The organism is Stenotrophomonas sp. C9D9 (genome assembly GCF_056491205.1).
Genome location: NZ_JBSZIF010000004.1, coordinates 1,840,578 through 1,860,257 on the forward strand (window position 1 = coordinate 1,840,578; position 19,680 = coordinate 1,860,257).

Genomic DNA, 19,680 nt, shown 5'->3' on the forward strand with positions numbered 1-19,680 from the left:
CGGAGGAAGCCGGCCAGCGGCCGGCTCTACCGAAGTTAGGCCCGCTGCGCGCGCTTGAGCAGCTTCGCTTCGCGCTTGCGTGCGCGGCGTGCGCGCCAGCGCTCGGCCAGGCACGAGAAGATCACGTACAGCGCCGGCGTGCTGAGCAGGGTCAGGCTCTGCGAGAACAGCAGGCCGCCGATCATCGCGATACCCAGAGGGCGGCGCAGCTCGGACCCTTCACCCAGGCCGATCGCCAGCGGCACCGCCGCCAGGATGGCCACCATCGTGGTCATCATGATCGGGCGGAAGCGCACGATGCTGGCCTCGCGCGCGGCGTCGCGCGGTGCCAGCCCATGCTCGCGCTGCGCCACCAGTGCGAAGTCGATCATCATGATCGCGTTCTTCTTGACGATGCCGATCAGCAGTACCAGCGCGATCATCGAGATCACCGACAGCTCGGTGTTGGTGCCGAACAATGCCAGCAGCGCACCGACGCCCGCCGCGGGCAGCGTGGACAGGATGGTGACCGGGTGGATCAGGCTCTCGTAGAGCATGCCCAGCACCAGGTACACGGTCAGGATCGCGGCCAGCACCAGGATCAGCATGTCGCTGGGATCGGAATTGAAGCCGAAGCCCGCATCGTCGGCCAGGCGGATGTCGCCAGGCATGCGCATGCCGGCCACGGTGGCATCGATGATCGCCTTGGCCTCACCCATGCTCACGTTGGGAGCCAGGTTGTAGCTGAGGTCCATCGTCGTGTACTGGTTTTCGTGGGTGATCTGCGAAGGGGCCAGGCCGGGCATCTGGGTAGCCACCGCGGTGATCGGCACCATGTCGCCGTTGCGCGCACGCACGTACACCTCATCCAGCGCCGCCGGGGTGGCGGTCTGCGAGGGCAGGGCGTTGACCACCACGCTGTACTGGTTGATGTCCGAATAGATGGTGGAGATCTGGCGCTGGCCGAACGCACCGTACAGCGCGCCGTCGATGGCACCCACGGTGATGCCCAGGCGCGCGGCCTTGGCGCGGTCGATCTGGATGTTCTGGCGCAGGCCGGCATTGTCCACGTCGGTACCGACGTCGCGCAGCTTCGGGTTCTTCTTCAGTTCCGCCTGCAGCTTGGGCAGCCATTCCTGCAATGCGGCCAGGTCATTGCCCTGCAGCGAAATGCGGTACTGCGCGCCCTGGCTGGACCCGCCGCCATCGTTGCTGGGCAGATCCTGGATCGCGCGCAGGCGCAGCTGCAGGTCCGGGTAGCGATCGGCCTTGGCACTGAGTCGCGCCAACGCATGTGCGGTGGTTTCGCGGCGGCCGTCGCTGCGTGACTTCAGCTCGATGTTGAACTGTGCGCTGGAGCCCTGGCGGCCGCTACCCAGGCGGACACCCACGGTCTTCACTGCCGGGTCGGCCATCAGCATGTCGGTGATGCGGCGCTGGCGGGCGACCATGTCCTCGAAGGAGACGGTGGCGCTGGAGTTGGCGCGGCCCCAGATCAGGCCGGTGTCCTGCGGCGGGAACGCACCCTTCTTCACCGCCCCGAACAGGAACACGGTGACGCCGATCAGGATCAACGGGGTGAGCGACATCAGCAGCGCGTGGCGCAGCGAGAAATCGAGGAACACGGTGTAGATGCGCAGCATGCGCTCGTGGCCGGCATCCAGCCAGCGGCCGAAGCGCGACGGTGGCGCGCTGTGGTCGTGCGCACTGAGGAAGCGGCTGCACAGCGCCGGGGTCAGCGTCAGCGAGACGATCATCGAGACCACGATGGCCGCGACCAGGGTGACGGTGAACTCGCGGAAGAACGCGCCCATCATGCCGCTGGCGAACAGCAGCGGGATGAACACCGCCACCAGCGAGGCGGTGATCGAGACGATGGTGAAGCCGATCTCGCGCGCACCGGTCAGCGCCGCCTGCATGCGCGGCATGCCTTCGTCGAGGTGGCGCATGATGTTCTCGATCACCACGATCGCATCGTCCACCACGAAGCCGATCGCGATCACCAGCGCCAGCAGGCTCAGGTTGTTCAGGGTGAAGCCCATCACGTACATCACCAGCGCGGCACCGGCCAGCGACAGCGGCACGGTAACTGCGGCGATCAGCGTCGGTGCCAGCCGGCGCAGGAACAGCGCCATGGTCAGCACCACCATCGCCAGGCTGATCAGCAGGGTGATCTGCACTTCATGCAGCGACGAACGGATGGTCGGCGTACGGTCGAAGTACGGCGTCATCGTGGTGCCCGGCTGCAGGTAGTCACGCAGGGTCGGGATCTGTGCCTTGACCCGGTCCACGGTCTCCACGATGTTGGCGCCGGCCCGGGTGAACACGTACATCACCACCGCCGGTTTGTGGTCGAACCACGCGGCCTGGTAGGCATCCTGCTGGCCGTCGTAGACGTTGGCGATGTCCTTCAGGCGGATCACCCGGCCGTCGCCCTGGGTCTTGACCACCAGGTCGGCGAAGTCGGCGGCACGCGCCACCGAGTCGTTGGCGATGATCGCAGTGGTGGTGTTGCCATCGCTGAGGAAGCCGGTGGGCGAGGTCACGTTGGCCGCGCGCACGGCGTTGCGCAGGTCATCGGCGGTCAGGCCCAGCGCGTTCATCAGGCGCAGGTTGACGTCCACGCGCACCGCCGGCGTCGAAGCGCCAGCGATGTCGACCGAAGCAACGCCGCTGATCTGGCGGATGCGCTGCGCCAGCAGCGAATCGGCGACGTTGTACAGCTCGTCGGCCGACTGCGTCTGCGAGGTCAACGCGATGGCGATCACCGGGTCGTCGTTCGGGTTCGCCTTCTGGTACATCGGCGAGCCCATGCCCGAGGGCAGGTCGGCCTGTGCCGAGTTGATCGCGGTCTGTACATCGAGTGCCGCCGAATCGATGTTGTGGCCGCTCTGGAAGATCATGAACACCAGCGAGCTGCCTTCCGAGCTCGACGAGCGCATGCGGTCGATGCCCGGCAGCTGGCCGAGATGGCGTTCCAGCGGCGCGGTGACCGTGGAGGCCATGGTCGCCGCGTCGGCGCCGGACTGGCTGGCATGCACGAAGATCACCGGGATCTCGATGTTCGGCAATGCCGACACGCCCAGCCGCAGGTAGCAGATCAGGCCGACCATGAACAGGCCGATGGCCAGCAGCGCGGTGCCGATCGGGCGGCGGATGAAGGGGCCGGACAGGTTCATCGTGCGGCCCCCCGCAGCAGCGGGGCGTGGATCATGCCTGCGGCTCCTGCAGCGAACCGTTGCGCAGCGCACGCTGTTCGCGGCGGCGGGCAAGCCACTCGGAGAAGCGCTCCATGTACAGGTAGATCACCGGCGTGGTGTACAGGGTCACCAGCTGCGACAGCAGCAGGCCACCGACGATGGCGATGCCCAGCGGGCGACGCAGTTCCGAGCCGATGCCGGTGCCCAGCGCCAGCGGCAGCGCGCCCAGCATGGCCGCGGCGGTGGTCATCATGATCGGGCGGAAGCGCAGCAGGCAGGCACGGCGGATCGCTTCATGCGCGTTGGCACCGGCGCGGCGCGCCTCGATCGCGAAGTCGACCATCATGATGCCGTTCTTCTTGACGATGCCGATCAGCAGCACGATGCCGACGATGCCGTCCACCGACAGGCTCAGGCCGCACAGCATCAGCGCCAGCAGCGCGCCGACACCGGCCGGCGGCAGCGTGGAGATGATCGTGATCGGGTGGATGTAGCTCTCGTACAGCACGCCCAGCACGATGTAGATCACCACCAGCGAGGCCAGCAGCAGCCACACCACATCGGTCTGGCTGCCGGTGAATTCGGCGGCCTTGCCGATGAACTCGGCATGCAGGTGGGTCGGCATGTCCAGGCTGTCCTTGGTCTCCTGGATCGCACGCACGGCCTCGGACAGCGAATAGCCCGGCGCCACGTTGAACGACACCGTCACCGCCGGCAGCTGCTGCTGGTGGCTGACCACCAGCGGCGCACTGCTGACCTTGCCTTCGGCCAGCGCCGACAGCGGGATGATGTTGCCGGCGCCGACGGTGATGCCGGTGTTCTGCGCGCCGATGCCGGTGGCGGTCGACGAGTTCGACGAGGTGACCTGGCCGAAGCTGGTGGCATTGGTGCCGGTCAGTGCGCCGGCACCGTTGGAGGTCACGGCCAGCTGTTCCATCAGCGCGGTGCTGGTGCGGAACTCCGGCGCCACTTCCAGCACCACGCGATACTGGTTGAGCTCGGTGAAGATGGTCGAGATCTGGCGCTGGCCGAACGCATCGTAGAGCGTGTCATCGATGGTCTGCATCGGCACGCCCAGCACGCTGGCCTTGTCGCGGTCGATGTTCAGCTCCAGGGCGCGGCCCTGGTTGGACAGGTTGTTGTCGACGTCCGCCAGTTCCGGGCGCTTGCGCAGCGCTTCGGTCAGGCGCGTGGCCTGGGTGGCCACCGTCGCCGAATCCACGTCCGACAGCGAGTACTGGTACTCGGTAGCGGCCACGCGGGTATCCAGGGTCACGTCCTGCACCGGCTTCAGGTACAGCGCCACGCCCGGAATGCCGGCCACTGCCCTCTGCAGGCGCGGCAGGATCTCGTCCAGGCCATCGCGCTGGCTGCGCTCCTTCAGCACGATCGACAGCTGGCCCTGGTTGAGCGTGGGGTTCATGCTGCCGGCACCGATGAACGCCGATACGCCGGTCACATCCGGATCGTGCCGCAGTGCCTCGGCCACCTGCTTGGTGCGCTGTTCCATCTGCGGGAAGGCGATGTTCTGGTCGGCCTGGACCACGCCGGTGATCAGGCCGGTGTCCTGCTCGGGCAGCAGGCCCTTGGGAATCAGCACGTACAGCAGGACGGTCAGCACCAGTGCGCCGCCGGCCACCGCCAGGGTCAGGCGCTGGTGGCCCAGCACCCAGTCCAGGCTGTGTTCGTACAGGCCGACGGTGCGCGTCCACAGGTTCTGCTTGCCGGCCGCCGCCGCACGCTCATGCGCGTCCTCGCCCTCGGGCAGGGCGTCGGGCTTGAGCAGGTAGGCGCACATCATCGGGGTGAGCGTCAGCGAGATCAGCATCGACAGCACCACGGCGATGCTCAGCACCCACGCGAACTCGTGGAACAGGCGGCCGGTGACGCCGGGCATCAGCAGCAGCGGCAGGAACACCGCCACCAGCGAGACCGTCAGCGACAGCACAGTGAAGCCGATCTGGCGCGCGCCGATCTCGGCCGCTTCCTTGCCACTCTTGCCCTGCTCGATGTAGCGCACGATGTTCTCGATCATCACGATCGCATCGTCGACCACGAAGCCGGTGGCCACCACCAGCGCCATCAGCGAGAGGTTGTCCAGCGACATGCCGGCGAAGGCCATCACCGCGAAGGTGCCGGCCAGCGACAACGGCACCGCCACTGACGGAATGATCGTGGCCCACAACCGGCGCAGGAACACGAAGATCACCGCCACCACCAGGCCGATGGTGAGGATCAGGGTGAACTGCACTTCATGCACCGACGCGCGGATGGTCTCGGTGCGGTCGTTGAAGATCTCCAGGTGCACGTCGGCCGGCAGCACGCCCTGCAGCTGCGGCAGGATCGCGCGGATGCGCTCGACGGTCTGCACGATGTTGGCACCGGGCTGGCGGCGCACTTCCAGCAGTACCGCCGGCTTGCCGTCGGCCCAGGCGGCCAGCTGGTCATTCTCCACGCCATCGATCACCTCGGCCACGTCAGACAGCCGCACCGGGCGGCCGTTCTTGTAGCTGATGATGGTGTCGCGGTACTCGGCGGCGCTGGCCAGCTGGTCGTTGGTGCCGATGCTGTAGGACTGCGTCTTGCCGTTCAACGAACCCTTCGGCGCATTGACGTTGGCCTGGGTCAGCGCGCTGCGCAGCTGCTCAAGGGTCAGGCCCATGTTCGACAGCTGCGCCGGGTTGACCTGGATGCGCACGGCCGGTCGCACATTGCCGGCGATCGAGACCAGACCCACGCCCTGCACCTGCGACAGGCGCTGGGCCAGGATGGAATCGGCGTAATTGTTGACGTCGCGCAGCGGGCGCGTGTCAGAGGTCAGTTTCAGGGTGACGATGGCCGCGTCGGCCGGGTTCACCCGGTTGTAGACCGGCTGGTAGGGCAGCGACGAGGGCAGGGTGGCCTGGCGGATCGCCGCCTGCACGTCCTGCGCGGCGATGTCGATGTCGCGGTCCATCGAGAACTGCAGGATGATCGTGGACAACCCGGCCGACGAATCGGAGGTCATCAGCTCCAGCCCGGAAATCTGCCCGAACTGGCGCTCCAGCGGCGTGGTGACCAGCGAGGCCATGGTGGTGGCGTTGGCGCCGGGGTACTGGGTGGTGACCACCAGGCTGGGCGCATCGATTTCCGGCAGTGCCGACACCGGCAGCTTGCGGTAACCGAGGATGCCCAGCAGCAACAGGCCCGCCATCAACAGCGAGGTGGCGATCGGGCGGCGGATGAAGATCGTCGAAAAGCCCACGGACTGATCCTTGCTGGCACTTCAATGTCGGCGCCGGCAGGGTCGCCGGCGCGAGGGAGATCAGTGGCCTGCGCTCAGCGCGGGCCACCACCGCGACGGCCACCGCCGCCTGCGTTCTTCTGCTCGGCCGCCTTCAGTTCGGCCTCGGTCGGTGCGGCCGGGGTCTCGCCCGGCTTCAGCGCGGTGACCTTGCTGCCTGGCTTCAGGCGGAACTGGCCTTCACTGACCACCCGCTCGCCGCCCTTCAGGCCTTCGGCGATCTGCACCTGGCTGTCGCCCACTTCCACGCCGCTGCGCACGGTCTGCATCTTTACCGTGTTGTCGCCCTGCACGATGTAGACGTACTCGCCGTCCGGGCCACGCAGCACCGCCTGGGTGGGGATGACCACGCCACCGCCGATCGTGCGCAGCTGCATGCGCACGTTGACGAACTGGCCCGGCCACAGGCCGTTGTCGGTGTTGTCGAACAGGGCACGCGCCTTGAAGGTGCCGCTGTCGGCACTGATCAGGTTGTCGACCACGTCGAGCTTGCCGTCGCCGGACAACACGTGCGAATCGGCACGGTCCAGCGCGGCCACCGGCACCGTACCGGCGGCCTGCGCCTGGCGCACGTCGCCGAGCTGGCGCTCGGGCAGGTTGAACAGTACGTGGATCGGATGGATCTGGGTCAGCGTGACCAGTGCGGTGCCGGCGTTGACCACGTTGCCCGCATCGACCGCACGGATGCCGGCGATGCCGGTGATCGGTGCGGTGACCTTGGTGTACTGCAGCTGCACCTGTGCCGAGCGCATGCTGGCCTCGTTCGCTGCGACCGCGCTTTCGTACTGTGCCACTTGGTTTCGCTGTGTATCCAGATCGGTCTTGGCGACGTACTGGCGATACTCCGGCGCGTTCGAGCGCTGGAAGTTGGAGCGCGCGGTGGCCAGCAGGGCTTCGTTCTGGCGCTTGGCCGCGGCGGCCTGGTCATAGCTGGCCTGGGCCGTGCGCGGATCGATCACCGCCAGCACATCGCCCTGCTTCACTTCCTGGCCTTCGCGGAAATTCAGGCTCATCAGCTGGCCGCCGACCTGCGGGCTGACGGTAACGGTGTTCATCGCGGTCACCGTGCCCAGCGCGCTGGCATACACCGGCACGTCCTGGCGCGTGGCATCCACCACGGTCACCGGTACGGGACCGGCATTCGGATCCTCGCCGCCCTGGCGCGCCCCCGCAGCCGCACCACCGGCCTTGTCCTTGCCCCCGCCCATGACGCGCAGGCCGACCACGGCCAGCACCAGCACTGCCACGACCAGCAGCACGATCTTCCAAACACGTGACATTACGAGGACTCCGAGAGGGCTGGACCAGGCGGGACGCCGGGGCAATGCGCAAAGCATACCTGTGCCACATCACGTTTCCTGCATGACGGATGGGACGGGCGCTAAGACCGGATCCAGCGCCGGAGGTTCCCGTGGCGGCGGTGTTGCCCTACATTCAGCTGGAACCCTTCTGCTGTGGAGATTGCGATGCGCCGTTCGCTGCTGCTGTCCGCCCTGCTGCTGGCCCTGCCGGCCCTTGCCTACGCCCAGGACGGGCAGCGCCCGGAGGTGACCGCCGCCGCGCAGCGGCTGCAGGCCAAGGTGGTCGAATGGCGCCGGGACTTCCATCAGCATCCTGAGTTGTCCAACCGCGAGGCGCGCACCTCGGCCGAGGTCGCCAAGCGCCTGCGCGCGATGGGCCTGAAGCCGAAGACCGGCATCGCCCATCACGGCGTGGTGGCGATCATCGAGGGCGGCAGGCCAGGCCCGAAGATCGCGCTGCGCGCCGACATGGACGCGTTGCCGGTGACCGAGCAGACCGGCCTGCCGTTCGCCTCGAAGGCCACTGACCAGTACCGCGGTCAGACCGTGGGCGTGATGCATGCCTGCGGCCATGACGCGCATACCGCCACCCTGCTCGGCGTGGCCGAAGCACTGGTGGCGATGAAGAAGGACCTGCCGGGTCAGGTGATGCTGATCTTCCAACCGGCCGAGGAGGGCGCACCGCCGCCGGAGAAGGGTGGTGCCGCGTTGATGCTCAAGGAAGGCCTGTTCGCTGATTTCAAGCCGGAAGCGGTGTTCGGCCTGCACGTGTTCTCCAGCGTGCAGGTAGGGCAGATCGCCGTGCGCGGCGGCCCGTTGATGGCCGCCTCGGACCGGTTCGGGATCAAGGTGATCGGGCGCCAGACGCACGGCTCGGCGCCGTGGAACGGTGTCGATCCGATCGTCGCCACCGCCGATCTGGTCGGCACCGCGCAGACCATCGTCAGCCGCCGCGCCAACCTGTCCAAGCAGCCGGCGGTGCTGACCTTCGGCGCGATCAACGGTGGCATCCGCTACAACATCATTCCCGATGAAGTGGAGATGGTCGGCACCATCCGCACCTTCGACGAAGGCATGCGCCAGCAGATCTTCGCCGACCTGCGCAACGTGGCCGAGCACACCGCTGCCGCGCACGGCGCGAAGGCGGTGACCGAGATCTACGAGGCCGATGGCAACCCGGCCACGGTGAACAACCCGGCACTGACCGCGAAGATGCTGCCGAGCCTGCAGGCGGTGGTGGGCAAGGACAACGTGTACGAGCCGCCGTTGCAGATGGGCGCGGAGGATTTCTCGCTGTACGCGAAGGAAGTGCCGGGCATGTTCTTCTTCGTCGGGTCCACCAGCGTTGGGATCGACCCGGCGACGGCGCCGGCCAACCATTCGCCGAAGTTCCTGCTGGATGAGAAGGCGTTGGATGTTGGATTCCGCGCGCTGCTGCAGGTGAGCCTGGATTACTTGAACGGTGCCGGCACTCCTGCTGGCTGAGGGTTTCCGGCAGGACTGCGCCCTGCACCCGCTTGAATCAACGGCAACGGCAACGTCAAAAGTGGGCATTCCTTGGGATGGCGGGGTGGGTCCGGTTGAGGGGGACGCCGTAAACCCATCCCTGGGGGCTTGGCCGCGGCATCCATGCCGCGGACACCCCCTCAACCGGACCCACCCCGCCTTCGACAGTTTCCCGCGGCTGTTGGTGCCCGCTGCTGTTGGTGGGTGCCGACCGTTGGTCGGCACGGCGGACGTCATGAACGTCTGAAGGATCGGATTCTGATTTTGATTTTCTGATCTTTCCCGTGGTGGCGGCCGCGTGCAGGGAACTGTCAGGGGCCGGGTGGGTAGGCGGGGCGGGGGTGTCCGCGGCATGGATGCCGCGGCCAAGCCCCCAGGGACGGGTTTACGGCGTCCCCCGACCCGCCTACCCACCCGGCCAAGCCGATAGACCGCCTTCCACGACCAACCAACAAAACCACCACGGAGGGGCTCCGCCGTTGGCCGGCCCGGCCGAAGGCCCGCCCTTCGCGCGATACAATGACCCCCATGAACACCCCACAGGATTCCAGCCTCGGTCGCGAGGTCAGTTACCCGTCGCAGTACGATCCCGGCCTGCTGTTCCCCATCCCGCGCATCGGCGCCCGCGCCGAGATCGGCCTCGATGACGCCGCGCTGCCGTTCGTCGGCCACGACCGCTGGCATGCCTTCGAGCTGAGCTGGCTCGACCCGCGTGGCAAGCCGCAGGTCGCCGTCGCCACCGTGCAGGTGCCGTGCACCTCGCCGCGGCTGATCGAGTCGAAGTCGTTCAAGCTGTACCTCAACTCCCTCAACAGCACCCGCATCGACAGCGCCGAGGCACTGCGCGAGCGTCTGGTGGCTGACCTGTCAGCCTGCGCCGGTGCGCCTGTCCAGGTCGAGTTCGGTCTGCCGGGCCTGCGCGAGACGCCGCTCGGTGAATCCGTCGACGGGCTGGATGTGGAGATCGACTGCTACGGTCCGCCGCAGGCGGACTTCCTCACCGCCGATGCGCATGAAGTGGTAGAGGAGACCCTGGTCTCGGCGCTGCTGAAGTCCAACTGCCCGGTCACCGGCCAGCCGGACTGGGCGACGGTCAGCCTGCGTTACCGCGGGCCGAAGATCGACCGTGCGGGCCTGCTGCGCTACCTGGTCAGCTACCGCGAGCACGCCGAGTTCCACGAGCAGTGCGTTGAGCGGATCTTCAGCGAAGTGTCCGCCCGCTGCCAGCCGCAGTGGCTGGAAGTGGAGGCCCGCTATACCCGCCGTGGTGGCCTGGATATCAATCCCTGGCGGGCCAGCCCCGGCATCGTTGCACCGGCTGCGACCTACCGCGAACTGCGGCAATAAATAACCGCCGCAGGCGGTTACGGGCAGTGCCGGCTGCTGGCCGGCAACTGCAGGGAACCCGCATCCAGGGCAAGGGCAGGCCGGCCAGCGGCCGGCACTACCGGGCACCGGCTCTCCCGATCTGTTCAGCCGCCCCCGGGGGCGGCTTCACATCTGCACCATCCCCATTTAACAACCGCCATGGCAACGTGCGAACCACGTAGTCATGCAGACGGGAGTTGTGGATGAGTACCGAGAAGAAAGCCGATTTCTCCGGCGTCAGTGGCAGCGTCGACAGTACCGCCGAGCAGGTGCCGAAGGCGGACTTCTCAGGCGTAAGCGCTTCGGTGGACAGCACCGCCGACGTTGTGAGCGGCGGCACCTACACCGTGCAGAAGGGTGACTCGCTGTCGAAGATCGCCAAGCAGCATCTGGGCGACGCCAATGCCTGGAAGAAGATCTTCGAAGCCAACCGCGATGTGCTTGATGACCCGGACAAGATCTTCCCGGGCCAGACCCTGAAACTGCCGCCGAAGTAAGCCGGCGATCGAACGCCGTCCGACAATCCCTGGGAGGAACCCCGAATGATCAAGACCACCCCGCTCCAGACCGCCCTGATCGCCGCCCTGCTGGGCAGCGTTGCCGTGGTCGGTTGCAAGAAGAAGGAAGAGTCGACCGACAGCAACGCCGCACCGGCAGCCACTGCCCCGGCCGAGCCGGCGGCACCGGCCCCGATGACCGGCGCACCGCCGCCGATGGCCGAAGCCGCTGCAGTCAGCGTCTCGGCGGTCACCGTGGGCAAGACCGCAGCCGCCGACAAGTCGGTTGCGACGACAGCATTGTTCGCACCTAAGGATGACGTCATCGTCTCGGTCAAGACCGATGGCGCTGCCAACAACGTCACCGTTGGCGCGAAGCTGACCTACCAGGACGGCCAGGTGGCCGGCGAGCAGAACGCGACCCTGAACACCAGCGGCGCGGAAACCACCAACGTCACGTTCAAGAATGCAAAGGGCTGGCCGGCCGGCAAGTACCGCGCCGAGGTCACCGTCGATGGCAAGGCGGCTGGAACGCCGCAGGAGTTCGAGGTCAAGTAAGTCCTGCCGACTCTCTCCCGGCAGGGCTCACGATGGACGCAGCCGCGAGGCTGCGTCCTTTTTTATTGGGTGGCGGTTGGCCCCATCACGCATGGCGTGGATCTAGTCACAACCGGGCCGCGCTTCATCCACACCGGGCGTGGATGGATCACAGCGTTGCCGGCATGCAGTACCGCCGCGTATGGCGCGGCTTTGCCCCGCGCGGCTGAAAACGCGACAATGCAGGGGTTTCCCCGCCGCGCGCCCACCCTGACGGCGACGGGGGAAAGCGCGGGGCCCGGCCCCGCGCGCGACACGGTTGCACGTGGCCCGGCGTTGGCGCCGGCCTTCCCCTGAGCATCGCTACAGAGTCCAAGTCCCCCATGTCCAAGATCCTCTACACGCTGACCGACGAAGCACCGTTCCTGGCCACCCAGTCGCTGCTGCCGATCGTTGGTGCCTACACCGCCACTGCCGGCATCGTGGTGGAAACCCGTGACATCTCGCTGTCCGGCCGCATCCTGTCGCTGTTCCCGGAACTGCTCAGCGACGCGCAGAAGGTCAGCGACGACCTGGCCGAGCTGGGCCAGCTGGCGACCACCCCGGACGCCAACATCATCAAGCTGCCGAACATCTCCGCCTCGGTGCCGCAGCTGAAGGCGGCCATCAAGGAACTGCAGGACCAGGGCTATCCGCTGCCGGATTACCCGGAAACCCCGGCCGACGACCAGCAGCGCGACTACAAGGCGCGCTATGACAAGGTCAAGGGCAGTGCGGTGAACCCGGTGCTGCGCGAAGGCAACTCCGACCGCCGCGCACCGCTGTCGGTGAAGAACTATGCGCGCAAGCACCCGCACCGCATGGGCGCTTGGGCGTCGGATTCGAAGTCGCACGTCGCGCACATGGCCGCCGGTGATTTCTACGGCAGCGAAAAGTCGGCCACCCTGGCCAACGCCGGTGCGCTGAAGATCACCTTCCACGGCAAGGACGGCAGCACCGTCGTGCTGAAGGAAAAGACCGCAGTGAAGGCCGGCGAGATCGTCGATGCCGCGGTGATGAGCCGCAAGGCACTGGCCGCCTTCATCAGCGAGCAGATCGCCGATGCCAAGGCCCAAGGCGTGCTGTTCTCGCTGCACCTGAAGGCGACCATGATGAAGGTCTCCGACCCGATCATGTTCGGCGTGGCGGTCAACGAGTTCTACAAGGACGTGCTGGCCAAGCACGCCGACGTGCTCAAGCAGGCCGGTTTCGATGCCAACAACGGCATCGGTGACCTGGCCGCACGCCTGCCGTCGCTGCCCGAGGCCACCCGTGCGGCGATCGAAGCCGACCTGGCTGCCGAGTACGCGCAGCGTCCGGGCGTGGCCATGGTCAACTCGGACAAGGGCATCACCAACCTGCACGTGCCGAGCGACGTGATCGTCGATGCCTCGATGCCGGCGATGATCCGTGACTCCGGCAAGATGTGGAACGCCGAAGGCAAGCTGCAGGACACCAAGGCGGTCATTCCGGATCGCTGCTACGCCGGTGTGTACCAGGCCGTCATCGACGACTGCAAGGCGCACGGCGCTTTCGACCCGGCCACCATGGGTTCGGTGCCGAACGTCGGCCTGATGGCGCAGAAGGCCGAAGAGTACGGCTCGCACGACAAGACCTTCCAGATCGCTGCCGATGGCGTGGTCAAGGTCACCGACGATGCCGGCACCGTGGTGTTCGAGCACGCCGTGGAAGCCGGTGACATCTGGCGCATGTGCCAGACCAAGGACGCGCCGATCCAGGACTGGGTGAAGCTGGCCGTCGAACGCGCCCGCCTGAGCAGCACCCCGGCCGTGTTCTGGCTGGATGCCGCCCGCGCCCACGACGCGCAGGTCATCGCCAGGGTCGAAACCTACCTGAAGAACCACGACACCAACGGCCTGGATATCCGCATCCTGCCGCCGGTGGAAGCCACTGCGTTCTCGCTGGACCGCATCCGCAAGGGCGAGGACACCATCTCGGTGACCGGCAACGTGTTGCGCGATTACCTCACCGACCTGTTCCCGATCATGGAGCTGGGCACCAGCGCCAAGATGCTGTCGATCGTTCCGCTGATGGCCGGTGGTGGCCTGTTCGAGACCGGCGCCGGTGGTTCGGCCCCGAAGCACGTGCAGCAGTTCGTCGAAGAGGACTACCTGCGCTGGGATTCGCTCGGCGAATTCCTGGCCCTGGCCGCGTCGCTGGAACACCTGGGCAACCGCTACGACAACGCCGCAGCCCGCGTGCTGGCCAAGGCACTGGACGAAGCCAACGGCCAGTTCCTGGACAACGACAAGTCGCCGTCGCGCAAGCTGGGTGGCATCGACAACCGCGGCAGCCACTTCTACATCGCGCTGTACTGGGCCCAGGCCCTGGCCGCGCAGAATGAAGATGCCGCGCTGAAGGCACGCTTCGCCCCGCTGGCCAAGGCGCTGACCGACAATGAGCAGAAGATCGTTGAGGAACTGATCGCGGTGCAGGGCAAGGCCGTGGACATCGGTGGCTACTACCGCCCGGACGTGGCCAAGGCCAGCAAGGCGATGCGCCCGAGCGCGACCTTCAACGCCGCGCTGGAGCAGCTGCGCGGCTGATCCAGCGCCGCTCGGCCGTGACACCGGAACCCGCGCTTCGGCGCGGGTTTCTTTTTTGCGGCCTTCGGGGTCAGATCCCTTCTGCCATGCAAAAGGGATCTGCCCCCCAAGCGATGAAACCGTGACATCCGTCGGCTGTCGGAATGCCGTCAAAGGGGCATGAAACTTGCCCGCGATGGCCGTCGCAGAACGGATAGGAGACAGTCTGCAGCTGCCCTCAATCTGAGCAGTCGATCACGACGGCCTTCGTCGGCAATGCCCTAGCCTTGGCGACGCGAGACCACCGGGGAGGTGGTCGCTCGGGGAACACGGATGGCACGCGTGCTGGTAGTGGGAACCGATATCCAGGGCGAGCAGGCCCTGCTGCAACGGTTGCGCCTGGCCTCGGCACTGCCGGATGGCCAGGTCCGGCGCAGCCAGGATCTGGACGATTGCGACCTGCTGGTCATCCGCGATACCCCGGCGCTGCGCAACGCCGCCCAGCGCATGCGACAGCAACGACCGCGCCTGCAGTGCTGGATCGAGGACATCGGCGGCCAGCTGCGTGATGGCGACGGGCATCAGGACGTGCTTGATGACGGTGCCATCGGTCGCGCGCTGCGCCGCATGCAGTTGGCACCGGAGCCCCTGGCCATGCAGACACCTGCACCGATCCGCCTGGCAGATGGCGCGCACGCCATCACCCGCCTGCTGCGCGAGCGGCTGCCGCTGCGACAGGGCCAGGCACTGCTGGGTGATGCGGGCGAGCCTCTGCTGCTGATGGATCTGGAGCACGATCAGGCCGTGCTGTTGCAGGAGCCGGCTGCGGCGCTGGTGGAGCGCCTGGCCGATGCCTTTGAACGCCTTCAGCTGGACGCGCTGACACCCGCGCGCCTGCAGGCCCTGGCCGGCGAGCGGCCACGCCAGCCGCTGCGGCCGCTGCTGTGGCAATGGGCGCAACGCAGCCGCCATTGGCAGGCGCTGGACGAGCGCCTGCGCGGCGCCTCGGTGAAGCTGCTGCGCTGGCCGGATTTCCGCGTGCTGGGCCATGACCACGATGGCTTCCGCCTGTGCTCGTTGCTGCTCAAGCGTGCGTGCACGGTTGAAGAATGCGCGATGCTGCTCGAACTGCCGGCGGCGGCCGTTCGCGATTTCATCCATGCCGCCTACCTGTGTGGCTACGCGCAGCTGCAGGCCGCCCCTGCGGCGCCGATGATGGCGGCAGGTGGCACCCGCACCGACAACGGATTGCTTGCCCGCCTGTGGCGGCACCTGCGCGGGAGTGAGCGCAATGCGTGAGCACAAGGTGGTGATGCTGGGCGGCATGGGCAGCGGCAAGTCGACCCTGGTACGCAGCATCGCGGCCGGCGCGGTGGTCGACACGGATGTGGCCAACAGTGATCGCCTCGGCGCCGACAAGGCCTCCACCACCGTAGCGCTGGACTATGCAGACATCGACCTGCCCAACGGCGAACGCCTGCGCCTCTACGGCACACCTGGCCAGCAGCGATTCGATTTCCTGTGGCCGATCCTGCTGCAGGGCGCGCGTGGCGCGGTGCTGTTGCTGGATGCGCGCCGCGCCGGCCTGGCCAGCGAGCTGGAAGGCTACCTGCAGGTGCTGCAGCCGTTCGCATCATCCCTGGCACTGGTCGTGGCGGTCACCCACCTGGACCAGGCACCGCAGGCCGCACTGGATGACTGGACCGCCCGTGCCTGCCTTGACGACCAGCCGCTGCCGCTGCTGGCCGTGGATGCCCGTGACCGCGAACAGGGACTGCTGCTGATGGATGTACTGATGAGCGAAATGGAAGCGCACGCGCTGGTAGCTGCACATGGCTGACGGGCAGATGGCGGTACTGCCCGATGCCGGTCAGCGTGAGCGCCTGCAGCCCCTGCTGCAGGACCTGCAGCAGCGGGTCGAAGGCGTGCGCACGGTAGTGCTGGCCAGCGTCGATGGCTTTGCCCTGGTCAGCGCCGGCGCCGAAGGGCGCGGCGAACGGCTGGCGGCGATGACCAGCGCGATGCTGGCGTTGGCTGCGGCGGTCGGGCGCGAACTGGTACTGGGCGATCTGCAGACACTGATGCTGGAAGCGGCGGGCGGCAAGGTGCTGATGCTGGCGATCCAGGCCGAAGGGCGCGCACCGCTGCTGCTGATGGCGGCCTGCGACCAGCGCAGCGTGATCGGCCAGGTGCTGTGGCAGAGCAGGGAATGTGGCCAGGCGATCCTGGCCGAACTCGGCGGATCGTGAGCCCGGCCGCAGGGGAACGAGGGGCTCGAACCAACATCGACAAGAGGTGCGACGTGGCTGGATTGAATGAATCGTTGAACGCACTGATGGGCATCGACGGCGCGCAGGCAGTGGCGCTGGTCGACTATGAAAGCGGCATGCTGCTGGGCGAAGCCGGTGCCGGCATGGACATGGAAGTGGCCGCCGCCGGCAACACCGAAGTGATCCGCGCCAAGATGAAAACCGCCGCGTCGTTGAACCTCAACGACAGCATCGAGGACATCCTGATCTCGCTGGGCAAGGCGTACCACATCATGCGCCCGGTGGCGAAGAAGAAGGGCCTGTTCTTCTACATCGTGCTGGACCGTACCAAGTCCAACCTGGCATTGGCCCGGCGCAAGGTACAGGACGTGGAGGCTGAACTGGCGATCTGAGCCACCGGCTCCTGTAGAGCCGAGCCATGCTCGGCTGCTCATTGCCACTGTAGAGCCGAGCCATGCTCGGCTGCTTTCGGCCGAAGCAGCCGAGCACGTTCGGCGCTGCTTTCACTGCGGTGGAAGCAGCAGCGTGGTCACGAACGAAAGCGCTTTGTTGTCGCGCTTGGCGAAGTACGCCGGCGCCTTCTCAGGCAACCACACTTCGTTGAAGTGGCGGCGGAAGTCTTCGTAGAGCTCGTTGGGATACAGCTTGGCTTGCACCGTGCGCCCATCCGGGTAGGAGTGGTCATACGTGGGCAGTGCATCGGTGTTGATACCCCGATGATCCCTCAGCCATTTGCAGAACAGGCGGCCTTCGGAGATGTCCGGCACCAGCGCCTGCGGGAGCGTGTAGCCTGCCTGCTCGAGCGGCGCGATCAGGTTCAGGGTCAGCTCGTTGAGCATCGAAAAGTGGGTATAGGGCACCTTGGCGCGGTTCTGCATGTAGCGGTCGATGTGCGCTGGCATCACCGCGTTGGCGCGACCCTGCTGCCATTCCACCACCCACTGCGAGACCTTCACTGCGAACTTGCGCGACAGCCACTGGCCGAGGTGGATGGCGAGGTACGGGTGGATCCAGGTGCCCTGCATCGCCGGGTTTCCACCGGATACCACGTGGATCAGCTCATTCTCGGACAGCTTCGTCTGCGCCATGAGCTCCTGCAGGAACTCCTCCGTCGATTTCAACGCCCGGTAATCGGACCAGCGCTTGCCGACGGACTGGCAGAGGGCGGTGGCGCTGATGTAGCCGTCGCGGGCGCGCTGGGGGATTACGTTGCCTTCCTCCACGCGTGGAATAAAGGTCATTTGCTGCATGCGTCACCTCGTGCCGTTGTTGGGCCTGAAAGGGTAGGCAGCGGGGAGGCATCGGGTCTGTAGGAATCGTTGCGTTTGTCGCGGCACGCAGTGGCCCTACACAAGCCACCCCACGCCAGCGTATGGTGAAGCCGGTCCTCCCGGGTGAGTCCTGCATGTCCGAGCCTGACATCGCTGCCGAGCTGGCGTCGCGCATCGCCTGCGCCATCCACGCCGGCTTCGAGCAGTATCACGCCCGCTTTGCGGCGATCACCGCCCGTGCGCGGCAGCGCTTCGAGCAGCGCGACTGGGCGGGCGCGCGCCAGGATGCAGTCGAACGCATCGCGTTGTACGACCTGTGCATCGCCGAACAGATGGATGCGCTGCGGCGTCTCGCCGGCGAAGCGATCGGGGAGCGCGCGCTGTGGCTGCAGGTGCATGCGCGCTACAGCGCACTGCTGCGGGGGCTGATCGACGCCGAACTGTACAAGACCTTCTACAACACGCTGTCGCGGCGCTTGTTCTCCACCCGTGGCGTGGACCCGGAACTGGAGTTCATCGCCTTCGATGTCGAGCCATCCGATGCGATCACCCACCCGGTCGCACGGCATACCTATGCGGTCTCGCCGACGCGGCCGGTGGAGGCCCTGCAGCGTGTGCTGGCCGATTACCGCTTCGACATTCCCTATGCGCACCAGCTGCGCTGCGCGGCTGCCATCGCCGTGCGCCTGCAGGATGATCTGGCCCACTGGGGCGATACGCCGGTGCGCAGCATCGAGCTGCTCGACACCGTGTTCTATCGCGAGCGCCGCGCCTACCTGGTGGGTCGCGTGTTCGGCGAGCATCGCTTCTCACCGTGCGTGATTGCCCTGGTCAACGATGGCCAGGGCCTGCGTGCCGATGCGGTGCTGACCCGGCGCCGCGACGTCGCCCACCTGTTCGGCGTGTCGCGCAGTTATTTCCAGGCCGACCTTGCCACGGTCGGCGATGCGGTGGTGTTCCTGCGCAGCCTGCTGCCAGGCAAGCCCATCGATGAGATCTACACCGTTCTGGGCCGGGCCAAGCAGGGCAAGACCGAGCGCTACCGGACCTTCTTCCGCCACTTCAACGAACATCCGCAGGAGCGGCTGGTGCCCGCCGAAGGTACGCCGGGCATGGTCATGGCGGTGTTCACCCTGCCCAGCTATCCGCTGGTGTTCAAGCTGATCCGCGACCGCTTCGCCTGGCCCAAGGCGATGTCGCGGCAGCAGGTGGAAGAGAAGTACGCGCTGGTGTTCAATCTCGACCGGGTCGGCCGCCTGCTGGATGCGCAGCCGTACCGCCATCTGCGTTTCCCACGCGACCGCTTCGCACCGGCCTTGCTGGAAGAGCTGCTCGAGCAGTGCGCGCAGAGCGTGCGCGTCGATGGCGACCAGGTGGAAGTCGCACTGTGCTACGTGCAGCGTCGCTTCCGTCCATTGAACCTGTACCTGCGCGAGCAGGGCGGCGAGGCGGTGCGCGCGGCGGTACTCGACTACGCGCAGGCGATCACCGACATGGCGCGCAACAACATCTTCCCCGGCGACATGCTGCCGAAGAACTTCGGCGTATCGCGGCATGGTCGGGCCGTGTTCTACGACTATGACGAGCTGTGCCTGGTCAGCGACTGCGTGTTCCGCGCCTGGCCGCAGCCGCGTACGCCGGAGGAAGCCATGGCCGACGAACCCTGGTTCCATGTCGGGCCACGCGATGTGTTTCCCGAGCGTTTCGGCCCGTTCATGGGCCTGCCGGCGGGCGAGCTGTCCGCGGTGCGCGAACATTATCGGCACCTTTTCGATCCCGCGTGGTGGCAGGGCCTGCAGGCGCGCTTCGCCGGCGGTGACTATCCGGATACGCCGCCCTACGCGGTGGCCCATCGCCTGGCCTGAACGGATTGGCGTGAACCG

General features: G+C 66.9%; 14 protein-coding genes. 10 read left to right on the top strand and 4 right to left on the bottom strand.

All coding sequences use genetic code 11. The features are described 5' to 3' along the window. Positions 1-35 precede the first annotated feature (35 nt). From ACXI0D_RS13845 to ACXI0D_RS13855, 3 genes are all read right to left on the bottom strand, one after another. Positions 36-3,158, bottom strand: a complete 3,123-nt coding sequence (locus ACXI0D_RS13845; protein ID WP_110713956.1) for an efflux RND transporter permease subunit — start codon at positions 3,156-3,158, stop codon at positions 36-38. 31 nt (positions 3,159-3,189) lie between these two features. Then, a complete protein-coding gene (locus tag ACXI0D_RS13850) occupies positions 3,190-6,423 on the bottom strand; it encodes an efflux RND transporter permease subunit (protein WP_479642700.1) in 3,234 nt (1,077 codons plus the stop codon). A gap of 74 nt (positions 6,424-6,497) precedes the next feature. Continuing rightward, on the bottom strand, positions 6,498-7,742 hold the full coding sequence (locus ACXI0D_RS13855; RefSeq protein WP_049447277.1) for an efflux RND transporter periplasmic adaptor subunit: 1,245 nt from the start codon (positions 7,740-7,742) through the stop codon (positions 6,498-6,500). A gap of 186 nt (positions 7,743-7,928) precedes the next feature. Between ACXI0D_RS13855 and ACXI0D_RS13860 the strand changes: the two genes are divergently transcribed. The 9 genes from ACXI0D_RS13860 to ACXI0D_RS13900 all read left to right on the top strand — a co-directional run bounded on the left by ACXI0D_RS13860 (position 7,929) and on the right by ACXI0D_RS13900 (position 16,918). Next, positions 7,929-9,248: a M20 family metallopeptidase gene (locus ACXI0D_RS13860; protein ID WP_479642701.1), complete on the top strand. Its 1,320-nt coding sequence runs from the start codon at positions 7,929-7,931 to the stop codon at positions 9,246-9,248. Positions 9,249-9,797: 549 nt separating this feature from the next. Then, positions 9,798-10,616 carry an NADPH-dependent 7-cyano-7-deazaguanine reductase QueF gene (gene queF, locus ACXI0D_RS13865; RefSeq protein WP_049447282.1) on the top strand — a complete coding sequence of 273 codons (819 nt, stop codon included), beginning with the start codon at positions 9,798-9,800 and terminating at the stop codon, positions 10,614-10,616. Between the two features lie 224 nt (positions 10,617-10,840). Then, complete coding sequence (locus ACXI0D_RS13870) at positions 10,841-11,134, top strand: LysM peptidoglycan-binding domain-containing protein (RefSeq protein ID WP_005419771.1); 294 nt, start codon at positions 10,841-10,843, stop codon at positions 11,132-11,134. Between the two features lie 45 nt (positions 11,135-11,179). Beyond that, positions 11,180-11,692 (top strand): hypothetical protein, encoded by a 513-nt coding sequence (locus ACXI0D_RS13875; protein WP_479642702.1) that lies wholly within the window; start codon positions 11,180-11,182, stop codon positions 11,690-11,692. 362 nt (positions 11,693-12,054) lie between these two features. Further along, positions 12,055-14,277, top strand: a complete 2,223-nt coding sequence (locus ACXI0D_RS13880) for an NADP-dependent isocitrate dehydrogenase (RefSeq protein ID WP_479642703.1) — start codon at positions 12,055-12,057, stop codon at positions 14,275-14,277. Positions 14,278-14,589: 312 nt separating this feature from the next. Further along, positions 14,590-15,555: a hypothetical protein gene (locus ACXI0D_RS13885; RefSeq protein WP_479642704.1), complete on the top strand. Its 966-nt coding sequence runs from the start codon at positions 14,590-14,592 to the stop codon at positions 15,553-15,555. Beyond that, positions 15,548-16,096: a GTP-binding protein gene (locus ACXI0D_RS13890; protein ID WP_479642705.1), complete on the top strand. Its 549-nt coding sequence runs from the start codon at positions 15,548-15,550 to the stop codon at positions 16,094-16,096. The genes ACXI0D_RS13885 and ACXI0D_RS13890 overlap by 8 nt, the downstream gene beginning before the upstream one ends. After that, the gene (locus ACXI0D_RS13895; RefSeq protein WP_019336717.1) at positions 16,089-16,505 is read left to right on the top strand and encodes a roadblock/LC7 domain-containing protein; all 417 of its coding nucleotides are present in this window, start codon (positions 16,089-16,091) and stop codon (positions 16,503-16,505) included. The genes ACXI0D_RS13890 and ACXI0D_RS13895 overlap by 8 nt, the downstream gene beginning before the upstream one ends. A gap of 53 nt (positions 16,506-16,558) precedes the next feature. Beyond that, positions 16,559-16,918 (top strand): hypothetical protein, encoded by a 360-nt coding sequence (locus ACXI0D_RS13900; RefSeq protein ID WP_005419760.1) that lies wholly within the window; start codon positions 16,559-16,561, stop codon positions 16,916-16,918. 111 nt (positions 16,919-17,029) lie between these two features. On the opposite strand, the gene ACXI0D_RS13905 is transcribed toward ACXI0D_RS13900, so the two are convergent. Beyond that, complete coding sequence (locus ACXI0D_RS13905; protein WP_479642706.1) at positions 17,030-17,767, bottom strand: KilA-N domain-containing protein; 738 nt, start codon at positions 17,765-17,767, stop codon at positions 17,030-17,032. Positions 17,768-17,931: 164 nt separating this feature from the next. Between ACXI0D_RS13905 and aceK the strand changes: the two genes are divergently transcribed. Then, on the top strand, positions 17,932-19,662 hold the full coding sequence (aceK, locus tag ACXI0D_RS13910; protein WP_101766181.1) for a bifunctional isocitrate dehydrogenase kinase/phosphatase: 1,731 nt from the start codon (positions 17,932-17,934) through the stop codon (positions 19,660-19,662). Positions 19,663-19,680: the final 18 nt, after the last annotated feature.